This is a genomic window from Candidatus Methanosphaera massiliense, assembly GCF_028890305.1.
In the GTDB taxonomy this organism is placed as follows: domain Archaea; phylum Methanobacteriota; class Methanobacteria; order Methanobacteriales; family Methanobacteriaceae; genus Methanosphaera; species Methanosphaera massiliense.
The window spans coordinates 1,233,108-1,248,544 of the sequence record NZ_JARBXM010000001.1 but is presented as its reverse complement, the minus strand read 5'-3'; the positions used below and the strand labels follow the sequence as shown (position 1 = coordinate 1,248,544).

Annotated in this window: 11 protein-coding genes; 6 read left to right on the top strand and 5 right to left on the bottom strand. The window is 28.3% G+C overall.

Features of this window, described 5'->3' with window-relative positions; translation table 11 throughout:
- The first annotated feature begins 121 nt into the window (after positions 1 to 121).
- Complete coding sequence (locus OTK55_RS05985; RefSeq protein ID WP_274871216.1) at positions 122 to 4,744, top strand: C1 family peptidase; 4,623 nt, start codon at positions 122 to 124, stop codon at positions 4,742 to 4,744.
- 219 nt (positions 4,745 to 4,963) lie between these two features.
- Here OTK55_RS05985 and OTK55_RS05980 read toward each other — a convergent pair whose 3' ends face one another.
- Both OTK55_RS05980 and OTK55_RS05975 read right to left on the bottom strand, forming a co-directional pair.
- On the bottom strand, positions 4,964 to 5,491 hold the full coding sequence (locus OTK55_RS05980; RefSeq protein ID WP_274871214.1) for a hypothetical protein: 528 nt from the start codon (positions 5,489 to 5,491) through the stop codon (positions 4,964 to 4,966).
- Between the two features lie 86 nt (positions 5,492 to 5,577).
- Positions 5,578 to 6,147: a hypothetical protein gene (locus OTK55_RS05975; protein ID WP_274871213.1), complete on the bottom strand. Its 570-nt coding sequence runs from the start codon at positions 6,145 to 6,147 to the stop codon at positions 5,578 to 5,580.
- Positions 6,148 to 6,345: 198 nt separating this feature from the next.
- Here OTK55_RS05975 and OTK55_RS05970 point away from each other — a divergent pair, with 198 nt between their 5' ends.
- Both OTK55_RS05970 and OTK55_RS05965 read left to right on the top strand, forming a co-directional pair.
- On the top strand, positions 6,346 to 8,724 hold the full coding sequence (locus tag OTK55_RS05970; RefSeq protein WP_274871212.1) for an Ig-like domain-containing protein: 2,379 nt from the start codon (positions 6,346 to 6,348) through the stop codon (positions 8,722 to 8,724).
- A 128-nt stretch (positions 8,725 to 8,852) separates the two neighbouring features.
- Complete coding sequence (locus OTK55_RS05965) at positions 8,853 to 9,164, top strand: hypothetical protein (RefSeq protein ID WP_326520454.1); 312 nt, start codon at positions 8,853 to 8,855, stop codon at positions 9,162 to 9,164.
- 308 nt (positions 9,165 to 9,472) lie between these two features.
- On the opposite strand, the gene mtaC is transcribed toward OTK55_RS05965, so the two are convergent.
- Together mtaC and mtaB are read right to left on the bottom strand one after the other, a co-directional pair.
- On the bottom strand, positions 9,473 to 10,303 hold the full coding sequence (mtaC, locus tag OTK55_RS05960; RefSeq protein ID WP_274870702.1) for a methanol--corrinoid protein MtaC: 831 nt from the start codon (positions 10,301 to 10,303) through the stop codon (positions 9,473 to 9,475).
- 63 nt (positions 10,304 to 10,366) lie between these two features.
- Entirely contained in the window at positions 10,367 to 11,752 is a 1,386-nt protein-coding gene (mtaB, locus tag OTK55_RS05955; protein ID WP_274870701.1) for a methanol--corrinoid protein co-methyltransferase MtaB, read from the bottom strand.
- Between the two features lie 519 nt (positions 11,753 to 12,271).
- Between mtaB and OTK55_RS05950 the strand changes: the two genes are divergently transcribed.
- On the top strand, positions 12,272 to 12,586 hold the full coding sequence (locus OTK55_RS05950; RefSeq protein ID WP_274871210.1) for a hypothetical protein: 315 nt from the start codon (positions 12,272 to 12,274) through the stop codon (positions 12,584 to 12,586).
- Positions 12,587 to 12,681: 95 nt separating this feature from the next.
- Here OTK55_RS05950 and OTK55_RS05945 read toward each other — a convergent pair whose 3' ends face one another.
- Positions 12,682 to 13,179 (bottom strand): hypothetical protein, encoded by a 498-nt coding sequence (locus tag OTK55_RS05945; protein ID WP_274871209.1) that lies wholly within the window; start codon positions 13,177 to 13,179, stop codon positions 12,682 to 12,684.
- Positions 13,180 to 13,705: 526 nt separating this feature from the next.
- On the opposite strand from OTK55_RS05945, the gene OTK55_RS05940 reads away from it, so the two are divergent.
- Together OTK55_RS05940 and OTK55_RS05935 are read left to right on the top strand one after the other, a co-directional pair.
- Positions 13,706 to 14,269, top strand: coding sequence for a hypothetical protein (locus OTK55_RS05940; RefSeq protein WP_274871208.1), 564 nt, complete (start codon positions 13,706 to 13,708; stop codon positions 14,267 to 14,269).
- 28 nt (positions 14,270 to 14,297) lie between these two features.
- Positions 14,298 to 15,002: a (Fe-S)-binding protein gene (locus OTK55_RS05935; protein ID WP_274871207.1), complete on the top strand. Its 705-nt coding sequence runs from the start codon at positions 14,298 to 14,300 to the stop codon at positions 15,000 to 15,002.
- The last annotated feature ends 435 nt before the right edge of the window (positions 15,003 to 15,437 follow it).

Here is a 15,437-nt window from a genome sequence, read left to right as displayed (position 1 = left end):
TCTCATCAGAAAATCTTTAATATAATTATTTTTTCTATTATTCCTGTCGAATCTTATTACTACTAATTACTTAAGTCTAGAAAGAGTATAAATAATAATATAAATAAATAGGGGGCGCTTAATGAAGAATAAAATATTATTTATATTAATAGTTATTACAATAATTACAAGTATTTCAGCTGTTTCAGCAACAAATAATTCAACACATGCAACCCAAAGTGAAAATTATACTATTGAGAATAACTATGAAATAAATAGTATATCAACTAATTCATCAAATAAATTCATCAATAACACAGATGTTTATACATCAAATAAAAACAGTACATCTGCCCGATATTATGTGAATAATTCAAATGCAGATAGTGGTAATGGTAGTAACACTAATCCATGGAATACACTTACTCAATCAGAACTAGACGATGTAACTACTAATAGTACCATTTATTTATCCAGTGGAATCTATAACATCTCAGATATTGTTATTACTAAAAATATAACTATCACTGGTCAAAACGCTAATAAGACAATTATTAATGGTGCAAATAAAGGTAATTCATTATTTAGCTTATATGGTAATCTTACATTATGTAATGTAACAGTGACTAATTACACAACCACTAGTATTGATATACATAAGCATAGTCATTTAAATCTTAACAATATAGTATTTATAAACCATAACAGTACTTCTAAAGGTTCAATATACTCTGAGTTATCAACTGTTTATATTGATAATTCAAAGTTTATTAATTTAACTTCTACCTCTGGTGGAGCAATATACTTGTTTAATAGTAATATGACTTTACTTAATTCAGAATTTATTAATAATTCTGCAAGGTTAGGTGGAGCTATATTAACTATTAACGGTACATCTGATCAAGATATAAATACCGAAACTGATGAACTAGCCGCTTATTTAGTTATTAGTAATACAAGATTCATAAATAACACTGCTATATATGATGGAGGAGCGATTTTTGATACTTACTCCGGTCTAACAATATTATCATCCAATTTCACAGGTAATAAAGGTAGACGTGGTGGAGCAATATACTCTGATGATCTTAGATTAGAAATTGAATCATCTGTCTTTATTAATAACACTGCGGCAAGTTATGGTGGAGTAATATATGCTAATCAAAATAATATTATATTAAACAGTAATAATTTCACTGACAACAGCGCTAAATACGGTGATAATATGTATTCCATATATAATACTAGTTCAATGTTATCCAATAATAACTGGTATGGTAGTGAACCTATCACTTATTTAATAAATGAAGAAAATATTGCTGATATAAATATTACAAACGTTACTTTTAGTAATATTAAAACAATACCTTCATCATATGATTTAAGAGACTATGGCTATGTCACATCTGTAAAAGATCAGGGAAATGATGGTAATTGTTATGCATTTGCCATGTTAGCTACATTAGAATCATGTATCTTAAAAGCAATGAATATAACATTGGATCTTTCAGAAAATAATCTGAAAAATATCATGGCAATGTTTTCAGAGGAAGGCTGGAAACTTCTACCTGGAGACGGCGGATTGGATGATATGTCTATAGGTTATCTTGTAAACTGGATAGGACCTGTACTAGAAAGTGATGATGAATATGATACTAATTCATACGTATCACCATTACTAAAAAGCATATTACATGTGACCAATGTTTATGGAGTTCCTACAAGAACAAATTCTACTGATAACGATGAAGTAAAAACTGCTATTATGAAATACGGTGCAGTCTACACAGGCATATACTCAGGCAGTATTCGTCATGGTTATTCAACCACTACATACATTAATCATGCTGTTACTATAGTAGGATGGGATGATAATTATAGTAGATATAACTTCGATAATATACCTCCATGTGATGGAGCATTTATTGTTAAAAATAGTTGGGGAACCTCTTCTGGAGATGAAGGATATTATTATGTTTCCTATTATGATAGTTCCATATTAAACTCATGTGATGATTTTTATGGTGTCGGTGGTATAACATTCATATTAAATGACACAACAAACTATAATAGAATCTATCAATATGATTTAAGTGGTCTTAGTTACTGGTATGAAATAGAAGATACCAATACTTATACTTACTCAAATGAATTCACTTCTAGTGGTAATGATTTAATATCCTCCTTTGGTACATATGTATTTAGTTCTGATTATAACTACATAGCAAATATATATGTAAATAATGAATTACAGGAAACACAAAGCGGTAAATTCAGCCATACATGTTATGAAACTATAAAACTCAATAAACAAATACCTGTTAATACAAATGATACCATTAAAATAGAATTACGTTTAACTTCAAATGATACAGTAATATACATACCTACTACTATTGATGCATACTCACGACTTGCAATACCAACAGAAAAATCATTAATAGGAAACACTAGCTATAGTGATGCTGTAGTTTCTCTTAAATTATATACAAGTCCTTTAATCTCAGATTATAAGTTAAATATACCAACAAATACAACAGCAAACGCATATAATAATAAAACAGATACATCAATCAACATAACAGTCGTGGATGAAAATAATACATGTGTAACTGAGGGAATTATGACAATCAAGATAAACAATGACACATATGCTATTGTGACAATAGAAGATGGACATGCAAACATAACTATACCTAACAAAGAATTCTATGCCGGAATTAACAATATAACACTCACATACTCTGATAATCACTACAATTACAGCTCATCTAATGTAACAGTAACTAACACAGTATATAAAGATACAATAACAACAGCAACAGTTGACGATAATGGACAAAACACGACATTCCTTATAACAGTTAAAGATGAAGATAACCTGAATATATCAAGTGGAACAATAACAGTAAAAGTAAACAATCAGACATACTCTAATGTATCAGTACGTAATGGAGTAACCAATTTAACAATATCTAACAAGAATCTTAACGTAGGAAAAAACAATGTAACATTTACTTACACTAACACATACTATTATTCATCAAACACTACTCTAAATTTCACAGTATCAAAACCTGTGCATATGACTGTAGAATACGTGAATTTTACAGTTAATTATAATGTGATTACAGTTAAGTTATTAGATGAATTTGATGACAATGTTGCTGATGGTATAGTTACAATTAAAATTAATAGTAACTCATACTCCTCTGACGTAAGAGATAGTATGACTAGTATCAGAATACCCGTTACCGAGTTTAATAAAGGAAATAATTTATTATTAATAAGTTATAATAGTAGTACCCTTCCTTATAATTCATCAGATTTAACGTATTATGTTAATGGTAGTGAATATGGATATGTATACTACATAGCAGCTAACGGTTCAAGTAGTAATAATGGAAGAACAAACCAAACACCATGGACATACACATATGCATTTGACCAGATGAAAAGTGGTGCATACAACAACTCTATAGTATATATCACAGCAGGAAATTACAATATAACTTCTACTGCTACCCTCAGCAATGGTTTAAACCTTAAAATCATAGGTTACAGCAATACCATTCTTAATGGAAATAATAAGGCAATATATTGTTTTAACATTCAAAATGGCCAAATATCAATAATAAATCTAACATTCCAGAAATTTACTAGTAGTCCTATCATAAACAGGGCAGATAACACTACAATAAGTGGAAATACATTCATAAACAATAAAGGAACTAATGGAGGAGCAATCAATCTATGGAATACAAGAAATACATTAATAATAAACAATATATTTCAAAATAACACGGCCTCATATGGTGGAGCAATTTACAACCGTGGAAATAACACAATCATAAGAAATAATACATTCACAAAAAATAATTCAACTCTCTCCTCAGGAGCAGTATATAACCTGGGAATAAATATACTAATATCCGGAAATCAATATACAAATAACACGGCTAAAACACTAGGTGGAGCAATAAGTAACTGGGATACCAGTAATATAACAATAATAGGTAACAAATTCAGTGGTAACAAAGCAAATTATGGTGGAGCAGTTTATTATCGAGGATCAACACTGAAATTAGATAATAACAGCTTAACAGGAAACACAGGACTAGTAAGTGGTGGAGCAGTATTTGTAATAGGAACATCAAACAATGTAACAAACAATAATTTCACAACTAACCTAGCAAAGAACGGTGCAGGAATAAATAATCTCGGAACAAACACTATAATCATAGGAAACATCATCACATATAACAATGCAACATCCCTTGGTGGAGCAATTAGTAATTGGAATGCTATAAAGACAACTATAAATAATAATACAATTAGCAGTAACCGAGCACAATATGGTGCAGTATATCTTAGAGGATCAAACATAACTGTACAATCAAACACTATATCAAATAACAAGGCTAGTTACAGTGGTGCTGCAATATTCAACATAGGAACTAATAATATAATAACAAGAAATACAATAAGAAGTAACAATGCAAGTAACTTTGGCGGAGCAATAAACAATTGGAACTCAGTAAACACGACAATAACATATAATAATATCACATATAACCGTGCTAGTTATGGTGGAGGAATCTACAATCGTGCAATAAACACGAGAATTACTGGAAATGTTATATCATATGACTCTGCAAATTATGGAGGTGCAATCTACGATTCAAAAAGTAATACAACAACAATGAGTAGTAACACGATAACTAACAATCCTACAACTACGGGATCGCAAACAGTTACTAATTAGTAAGAAAACAGAGTATGATAGTACTTTTCATCCTCTAAATACTTTTTTTATTATTTAATTATTATTTTATCTACTATATCCTTTTCAAAAGTGTAAAAGAATAATACTCGATTTTAGGCATGTTTTATGATAAATTTTTACATGAAATTTAATGATTAAAAAAATATAAATATAAAAAAAATAGGGGGAGGTTATTACAGTCCACTAATAATGATTATTCTAATATACTCCTCTTAATTTCTTCTGTATCTCATAGGATATGTCCAAAGAGTTTACTGCTACTATTTTAAGTAATTTTAATAACTCTTCTTTATCCTCTACATTTTCTAGTACTTTTTCTTCCCATTCTTTTTCTAGTTTTGAAATTTCATCTAGTATATCTAATCCTTTCTGTGTAAATTCCATATCGTATGGTAAACCATTCTCTGGCTGGGTGTCTAAAGTTATTAATCCCTTTGATCCTAATTTTTGGTACTGTTTTAGGAATAATTTTTTATGTAATTCATAGTGTTCTGGTTGTGTTTCCGGGTTTTCCATGAGTTTTTTATATTTGGATATTCTTATTTTTTTATGATGTGGTTTGTTATGTTTTTTTATATCTCTTAGTAATGTTAATTGTCTGTCATGTAAATGTATACTTAAGTTATCTTTAACATAACTGTTTTTTGATTTTTCAATTAAATCTATTAAGCTACCTATATCATCTATATTATTTATTGAATTAAAATGTGGATGTTTGTTATTCATAGTATTCCGCTCCTTTTTTATTATATTTTATCTTTTATTATTGTTTTAGTTTTCATATACTTTTAATATAGGATATTCATATTTCTTTAATATTCTAAGTAATTTTTTCTAGCATTATATGTAGCATATTCTAGTGGATAATTATTTTCTAGTAAATTAATTATATCATCCTTGATTTCAGTAATATCTGATTTATCTAATAATTCTGTTAATACTCTGAATTCTGGCTGTGTATCTTTCAGACTAGAAATTAAATAAGATTCCCACTCTTCATCATCATTTTTTGATTTCTCAGCTAACTTAAACATTTCTAATTCAGTGTATAACGATTGCTGAAGATTTGCTATGGCCTCAGTAATTATTGTTTCTCCATGTATATCATACTCATCAATATTCACTATAATATCCGTTGTAGTATATATTAAAATCTTTAACTCATCCATAGATATATCAATTTGATTACTAAGTATATCATTTATATAATTATAGAAATCTATTAAATCATCTAACCCTTCCCTATTATATCTAAATACAATTCTCAGATAAAATAATAAATTTTGAAGATAATGATTAGTTTTTTTCGAGAATACTCTATTATTCTTTATTCTTATATCATGTATATCCAATATTTCTACTTGTTTATCTTTAGATGTCATTAGTACTATTTCACCATGTTCTTTATGATTAATATATGTTTTTATATTTCTATTATTTATATTGGAATAGTAAACCTTCTATTTATCATTAACTAGTAAATTAGAATGTTTATTCACATATTTATATTTAGGATAACATATAATTAATCATTTAAAATTTAATTATTTTAAAGAATAAAAGATAAAGGAGGTTGAGACTTGAATAAAATAAGATATAAAAAAACAATAATACTACTACTAACACTGACAGTACTAGTCATAAGCACATCAATAGTAAGTGCATCAGACACTAATAATACCACAACACATGATAAACAAGTAATAACAGCTAATACTACACATACTAACCATACAATACAAAACTATCAGAAAACAGTAAATAATAAACAAATAAAGAAAACTTCACAGAATCATATAATAAACAATACAACCTATGACAATTACTTTGATGAAGACGGAGTCATATATAATGACGCTGTAAAAGATAATGATACTCTTACAATAACAGGTACTATAACTAATAAAAACTTCTACATTGAAGATTTATCACTGAATATAGAAGGTAACAATGCAACACTCATAGAAAGTACCATTGAAGCAATAGGAAAGCCTATCACAGTAAGTAATATTACAATAAATAATACAGATACACGAAATAGCGCTATTATATTCTATAGCTCAAACTGTACCCTACAAAACAGTAGAATAATCACAAATACCACTAAAGACGTTAAAGCAGTATACATTGTTGGTAATAATACTACAATAAAAAACAATATCATAACAGTAGGCGGACCTTCAGATGAAATAGATTGGTATTCTGATCCAGATTTAGCAAGGACATTAGCAGTAGCCATAGTATCTAATAATAACCTCATCAAGAACAATACAATAACAACATACAGAACAATATCAAAGATAAGTTATGGATCAATAGAATCAATAACGATACAAGGATCAATAAGTGGTAACAGAGCAGAAAACAATATAATAGAAGATAACATTATAACTACCACTACAACTGATTATGCATATGGTATTAACCTAGGACAAAATATTAACAACAACACTATACGAAACAATATAATAAATACGACAGGAAACAATTTTGCAGATAGTATACAGGCATTCAGTGCCGTAAACTACCTAATAATAACAGGTAATAATATAACAAGTACATCCAATAATTTTTCAGATGGAATAGCAGTATCTAAGGATAACATGGCTGGTAAAACCATGAATAACATTATAACCTATAATAATATGCATATTACAGGTTACACCTCTACTCTAATAGATATTGGAAACCTCGAATATTCCACAATAGCATACAATAATGGAACAATAAACTCAACATATCCTTATGGATTCAATATTAAAGGAGATAACAATACCATTCAGGATAATAATATTAACCTGACATCTAATCATACAAATATGACTGGAATACATCTAACATCATCAAATAACAATAATATTACAAATAACACTATAAACACTAATACAAATTATGCTGTAATACTCACAGATTCAGATAATAACATGATAAAAAATAATTACCTCTACGGAGTAAATAAGGCAGATAAATCCGTTCTGAACAAGGGTAATAATATTATACAAAATAACAAGCCAATCATCAAGAAGAACATTACACTAACAGTATATGATACAATAGGTAAAACTAATAATACAATTCTACTTAATGCTACAGTTAAAGCTGTGAACTCAACTACTGTTAATAGTGGTAAATTAGTATTTAAGATAAATGGTAAAACATTACGATATGATAATGGAACACCAATTTATATAGCCATAGTTAATGGTAAAGCCACTTATAACTATACTATACCATGTAACTGGAGTGCAAAGAATTATACTATAACAGCTGTCTATTCTGGAACATGGGAATATAATTACTCAAGAAGTAATAATTCAACATTAACTATTGTTCCAACAAATAATAGTAATACTATTATAAAAATTAACCCTGCAACGGGCATGAAAAATGAAACAAGATACTTAAATGCAAGTATCCATGATATAAATGGTATTAAAGTAGATTGTGGTAATGTAATATTTAAGATAAATGGTAAAACAATAATGAATTCTGAGGGAAAACCTGTTTATACAGCTGTACATAATGGTACTGTTAGCTATAAATTCAATATTCCATATACTTGGAGTGCTAAGAATTATACAATTACAGCAGTATATACAGGAGACAAGACACACCAGCAATCACGCGTAAATAATACTCTAACAGTTCTCAACAGGAATGCAAATATTACTATAACCTCAAAAAACTTAGCAAAAATCAATACAAATCATATATTATCTGCTAGAATTACAGAAAATAATAATACCCTTAATAGAGGAGTAGTTATCTTTAAAATAAATGGTAAAACATTGAAAGATTCACAGGGAAATACATTATATTGTAATGTTACACGTGGAATAGCATCACTTAAATATAGCTTAAAAGGTTTAGCTCCTAAGAATTATACTTTAATAGCTGTATATAGCGATAAAATGTATAATAGAATTGAAACTAAAACCATTCTCACTATTACTAAGTAATAAGAGTATATTCTACTCCTCCCTCACTTTTTTTTATTATAACTTACAGTTATTTTCTTATAGTTATAAATATGAAAGAACATATTATAATTAAATAAATCAATAAGATATAAGAGGCTATGATACTTTTGAAAACAATTGAAAAAACAAGAGAAGTAGAATCAGATATAATTTCATTATACAAATCTGACTCTGTGATCTTTGAGGAAACAACATTAGTTTCAGAAAAACTTAATTATGTTATCTCCTACTTTCCTAAGGGTGATGTGTACGATGTTATTATAGAAAATAAAAATAGTAATCTGATCATATATCAATCATTTTCCAAGTTATCCTCATCAACACTAAAATACTTTAATTTACTAAAAGATGAGACATACGATGATAATTTTGGCAATAGTTTTAAATGTATTAGCCATACTATAGAATACAGATTATAATATAATAGAACAGATACTCTAAACTCCAACTTTTCGTACTATTTTTCCTACATATTAAATAGTAATAAAATCAGTTAATAAAAAAATGCTATTTTCTAAAAATAAGAAATAATAAATAAAAAAAGTAAAAAAAAAACTAAAATCTTTAAGATTTTAGTATCCCTTGAAATATTTAAAATAATTATATGATGAGAACACGTATAACAAAACTCATCTAATAATTGGTATAAGATAATTATTTATAAATCTCTTCTAAACAAAGAAGTAAAAAAGTAAGATATATGGGATCTTACTTTAACTTAATGAATCTAGGCGTATGCTGCTACGTATTCTCCTACGATGTCATCATATTCTTTTCTGATGTCTTCCCATGTTTTACCATCATCTACAATTGCATCTGCAATTTTTGGTACGTGGTATGCTTCTACACCATAGAATGTTTGTGGACTTTCTTCTACGAAGTCACGACGTACTGCTCCTCCACCACATCCGATAGGTGTGTCAATTCCTGCTTCTTGCATTAATGCTACAATTTTACCAAATGCTGTCATGGTTGTTGTCATTAAAGCTGTTGCTGTTATTAGTACAGGTTTGTTTTCTTCTGCTGCTTTTACAACATCTGCATTAGGTACGTCACGACCAAGGTCTACTGCGTTGTAACCATTTGCGTTTAAGAACATAACAATTAGGTTTTTACCAATGTCGTGAGGGTCTCCTTCTACTGCACAACAACATACTGTTGCTTTGGTATCTGCTTTGTGTCCTAGTTTTTTCTCACAAATGTCTACTCCAGACATCATTGCGTCACCAGCAAGCATTAAATCAGGTAAGAAGTATTCACCTTTAGTATATAATGCACTTACACTGTCCATACCTTTCATTAAAGAATTGTTAATAAGATCTATTGGTTCTTCACCAGATTCTAGAGCTTTTTCTGTGTCTGCGTCACATTTATCTTTGTCACCGTATAATACATCTAAAGCTAATGTTCTTTTTATTCCATCTTTTGGTAATATTTCAACTACTTCTGGGTCGTCTTCAGGTTTGAGAGCTGGACCTTCTATTTTTACGTTGTATCTGATTGCGATTTTTTCGTAATCGTCAAATTTATCATAATATTTTTCTAAAGGGCTTGCCATTTGTACACACATCCTGTTATAATTAATTCCTAATAATATCCTTTTATTACACTAAACCAACACTTATAATTCGTATTGTGATGGGTCGTGTTCTTTTACTTTTCTTCCGTATCTTTTGATACATGTTTTTACGAATTTATCAGTGTCATCTGGTAATTGTTCGTATGTTTTCATTGTAGAGTCAAGTGTATCTCTTTCGAATCTTGTTAATAAGATACGTTTTTGATCTACTGCTTCATTAATTAATTCCATTGCTTTGATTGCTGCTGCACGTGCTCTGAGATAAATGTTTTCTCCTTCTGCTGTAATTGCTTCACCGATTTTGTATGCGTTATCGTAAGCAAGAATTACACCTTGAGGGTCTCGGTATTTATCTGCTAATACGTATGTGTCTCTTAGTTCTTTTGCTGTTCCTATTTGGGTTGCGGTGTTCATTAATGCACATTCGTAACCTAAGGATTGTAACCATACACCAGGAGTTGGTCCACCCATTTCTTCTCTGTTATATACAGATTCGTTACTCCATACATCACATACTGCTGCTGTTAAGTTACCCATTAAGTCTGAGTGAGCACAGGTTGCGTTTTTACCTTCTGCACAAATTGGTACAGATGCGATTGATTTTACGATTGGGTTTTCATATCCACAGTCTTTTGTAGGTCCTGTTGCACCACATTCAACTGCTACTAAACTTCTTGCTCCTGCAATTGCTCTTGCTACTGCTGCAATTGTGTGTGATACGTTTTTACTGGTTAATCCACCTGCAAGGAACATTGCAGTGTTTGCTTGTGCACAGTCTGTATCTCCACCAGGGGTGATGTTGTTTCTTTTTGCTATGTCTACTATTTTTGTCCACATGTATTCCATATCTATGGAACCAAGTACTCCTATACCGTATAGTATAGCTCTTGCATCTCCTCTTGATATACCGTAGTCTGATACTACTTTACCACCTATGGTTTCTACACATAACATGGATGCTCCGTTTTCTGCACATGCTTCGAATGATTCATCCATTGCTACGTCTAAGTCAGATCCTCTTAATCCGTTTTCTTCTTCTCTCATATCTGCAACTGTTGACATTAATGATACTTTTGTACCGTATTTGTCGTGTAGTTGTTCTAATTGTTCCCATTGTACAGCTGTTGTTTTTGCTGATGCTTCTTTACTAATGGATTGTTGTTGTACGTGTTCCTGTTCTATCTGAATTGCTGGTAATCCGATAGCTGCTGCACGGTCACAAGCTGCAAATGCAATATTTTTACATGTTGCTACTAATCCATCAATACTTGTTTCTGATCCTTCAGCTGGTGCTACTTTAATGTTAGGAACTACTTCTCCTCCACCCATAACTTGGTCTAATCCCATTTTAACTGGGTGTTTAGTTTGTCCGAATACCATTTCATCTGCTGATTCGTTTTCCATTTTTGTAAAATATTTTCTTGACATATAATTTCACCACTTAAAATCGTTGTTAAATTTATACCCACATAGTTATTACTATAGCCCTTTTAGGTATATAATATATACCCCTATTGTACCTATAAAATGCTTTATTTATGTTAAAGTATTTTTTATTTTTGTAGATATCAATTTTTAGATATATTTTTTTAATTATAATTATAACATTTAAAATTAATATTATCTTGCTATTTATCGTTATTTTTTTAATTTATCTTATATTTTTATTTAAATTTCTTTTTATGTACTTAATAATCCTTTTTTTATTACTTTTTATATTCGTTTTTCTGATTTTGTTAAAATTATTTGAATTATTATTAGAAAATATTGCATTAAATTATTCTGAAGTTTATTATAATAATTTAGAAAATATACCATTTAGACATGATATTTTTTAAAACATTAATATTGGATAAAAAATTAAAAAAATATACATAATTAGTTTAAACTAAAATTAACTACATTTATATAAATGTCATTCTTAAATATAATACCAAAGGTGAAAAGATGATATTAATAAATATGGATAATTTAGATTTCTTTCAAAAATACTTTGATAAAAATCCTACTCCCGAAGTTGTTGAAAAACTAGTGGACGAACTATCCCTAAAACTAGATAAAATAACAGGATATGAAACAGAAATATATCAAGACATTGATAACCCTACGTATTATAGAATATATGCTGGATGTTGCGCAGTAGAAGTATACCTAGAAGATAATAAAATACAAGTAGATTTCGATAATAACTGGCAAATCATATCCTCTAAAACAAAAAGCACATCACAAAAAACAAATCAAGAAAAATTAAGTGAATTCTAAAGAAACCAATATCATATTTATTAATATTAAAAAAAGTAATAAATAGGTAATCTGTCTAAAAGAAAAGTACATACTTTTCTAAATACTAATTTTTTTCAATACCTAATATCCCATAAATTAACAAATAAGGGTAAATCTTCATCATTTTGTATTGCATTAGCACATAGATAAGTATCATAAATAGTATAGATAACCCATACAGTATAAACTATACCAAAAACATAGAATATTAAAGTACTTAATCCTACTGTATTAATGATATACTGAAAAATAGTAGATAGTATTAATGTAATTATTATCTCTACAGCAAAACGTTTAAATAGATGTAAATAAGCATTGCCTAACCCAATAATTACACATGATAATATAACAGCTAATGCCTTATTTTTACTAGGATTATAATAGGAATGATTATATGTAAACTGTGAATAATGACACGGTTGATTATAATCTTGATAAGTATTATCAGATACTCCCGAATTAGTACTATTATAAGACATATTTACTTCATCATTTGTGAACTTATAACCACAAACAATACATGATGGCGCATCATCCGGTGATTCTGCTCCACAATTTTTACAATGTTTCAATAGTGATTCCCTCCTATATATAGATTAAATTATTCTGATTTATAGTTATACCTCCTATTAAATCAATAATCTTAACATAAAATCACGAGAAAATACTATACAAGTAAACTTAATTACTATTAAAACATCTATTATTAATCTAAAAACAATGATATACTAAAATATTCATTCATTACAATCTAATATCGTGTAAATAACCTCTAAAACTGTTAATAATTAGTACTAACTATTTATATAGATTGAATATAATATATAACTGTCTTATTAGACTAATGCATTTTTATATAAAATATAGGTGTGAACAAACAATAATTATCAAGTAATTCTAATTAACATATTTTATATAAAAATTATATTTTTTTTCAAAATCCGCGGAAAACATACAACTAATTTTATCTATTCTAAGTCTAATATAATAAATCTCATTAATTATACTAATTAAAAAAAACCAATAATATAATAATGAAAAAACAACTACTAGATTAGATTAATTCATAATTAAAATAAATACCAGGAGTATTAATACATGGAAATAACTGCAAGTCAGATGAAAAAAAATATACAGAAAATATATGATATGCTAGATAAAGTATCACCACTTGACTATGATTGTGGAAAACTATGTGGAGAAATATGCTGCGTCTATGATGATAATAACAAAGAGGAAAAAGTAGGATTATATCTTCTACCTGGAGAAGAATTAATGTATGAAGATAGTGATGGCTTCAATCTATACTGTATTAGTTCAAAAGACATAGATTACCCTCATAGTTGGGATGATGATGTATACCTTGTTGAATGCACAAACCCACCCCATTGTAATCGTAGTATTAGACCTATTCAATGCAGAACATTTCCTCTAATACCTCATATAAATAGTAAGGGTACTCTTCACCTAATTCTTGATGAAAATGAAATACCTTATGAGTGTCCAATAATAAGAGATAATCTGGAATTAAATAAGGAGTTCATCAATGAAACATATAAAGTATGGAAAATATTGATAAACGATCCGGTTGTATATGATTTAATAGCCTATGATTCAAGAAGAAGAGATAATAGAAGAAAAAAATATAAGATAATTATCTAGAAAAAATATTAGAAGGACTTAATAATTTATGAACTATTCAGATAAAATAAAAAATAACATAATATACAAAGGTAACACTTATGGAGAAGACATGCAACTAGTTGATGATGGTAAAACCCATGAAACTATACTTCATAGAGGCTGTACTTGTAGATTTAGAGAAAGTGAATTAATAGATTTTGTTACAGAATGTCTTGATAAAAAAGAAGTCAAGTACGATGTATTGTCCGATGAAAGTTGTTGTGGTGTAATGCTATTTGAATTAAAAAACTATGAAATAGCTGATAAAGTAGTAAAGAACAACATAGACAAATTTAATAGGCATGGTGTGAAAAAAATCATAACAATATGTCCAGGATGCTATGAATCATTCACAAAATACTATACAAAATATCCTGATTTTAATATTGATGTAATATTTGCTATGGATTTATTTAACAATGAAGAAATTAATTGTGAGGGTTATATTATTCATGATCCATGTCATGCACTTGAACGAAAAGAACAAGTTAGAAATATTGTTAAGAATGTGCCTAAAGATCGTGCTAATTCTTGCTGTGGTTTTGGTGCAGGTATGAAAGCCGGTAGTAAAGAATTAACTAAAAAAATGGCATTAAAAACTCTTAGTGGAAGTAAAGTAATAACTTATTGTCCTTCTTGTTATCATACTTTACATAGAGTAAATCCTGATAAATGTGTGGATTTCTTTGAATTATTAAAAGAAGAGTTATGATATTATTTGATTTCAATTCTTTCTATTTTTTTTTTGATTATTAAATTTTATAAGGTACTTATATAATAAAAAATAATTTAGTGAATTTAACTAGTTCATCAAGAAGTATTACTTAAAAAATAATTTTGACTGCCCATTCTCCCATATTTTAAAGATCTCATAATTCTTTTGAATAATATTATTATAAATTATAGATTTTCTACAAAGCATGAGAATCAGTTAGATAACAACTTATAGGCTATTTTATAAAAAAAATTCTTAATTATCAAAAAGATATACATATAAACATTATATTATCAAATAAAAAGTAGTTGAACGTCTCTTTTTTCAAAAATAATGATTAAACGAATTTAAGCGATTAAGAAAAATATTTATAAAATAAAATTAATAATAACCATGATATCTTTTCAGAAATATCATTAGATATACTACATA

Excerpts from the sequence above, each read along its gene's own strand:
- OTK55_RS05980 (WP_274871214.1), bottom strand. The coding sequence starts at position 5,491 with ATGAATAACAAACATCCACATTTTAATTCAATAAATAATATAGATGAT.
- OTK55_RS05935 (WP_274871207.1), top strand. The coding sequence starts at position 14,298 with ATGAACTATTCAGATAAAATAAAAAATAACATAATATACAAAGGTAAC.
- mtaB (WP_274870701.1), bottom strand. The coding sequence starts at position 11,752 with ATGTCAAGAAAATATTTTACAAAAATGGAAAACGAATCAGCAGATGAA.
- OTK55_RS05985 (WP_274871216.1), top strand. The coding sequence starts at position 122 with ATGAAGAATAAAATATTATTTATATTAATAGTTATTACAATAATTACA.
- OTK55_RS05950 (WP_274871210.1), top strand. The coding sequence starts at position 12,272 with ATGATATTAATAAATATGGATAATTTAGATTTCTTTCAAAAATACTTT.
- OTK55_RS05975 (WP_274871213.1), bottom strand. The coding sequence starts at position 6,147 with ATGACATCTAAAGATAAACAAGTAGAAATATTGGATATACATGATATA.
- OTK55_RS05940 (WP_274871208.1), top strand. The coding sequence starts at position 13,706 with ATGGAAATAACTGCAAGTCAGATGAAAAAAAATATACAGAAAATATAT.
- mtaC (WP_274870702.1), bottom strand. The coding sequence starts at position 10,303 with ATGGCAAGCCCTTTAGAAAAATATTATGATAAATTTGACGATTACGAA.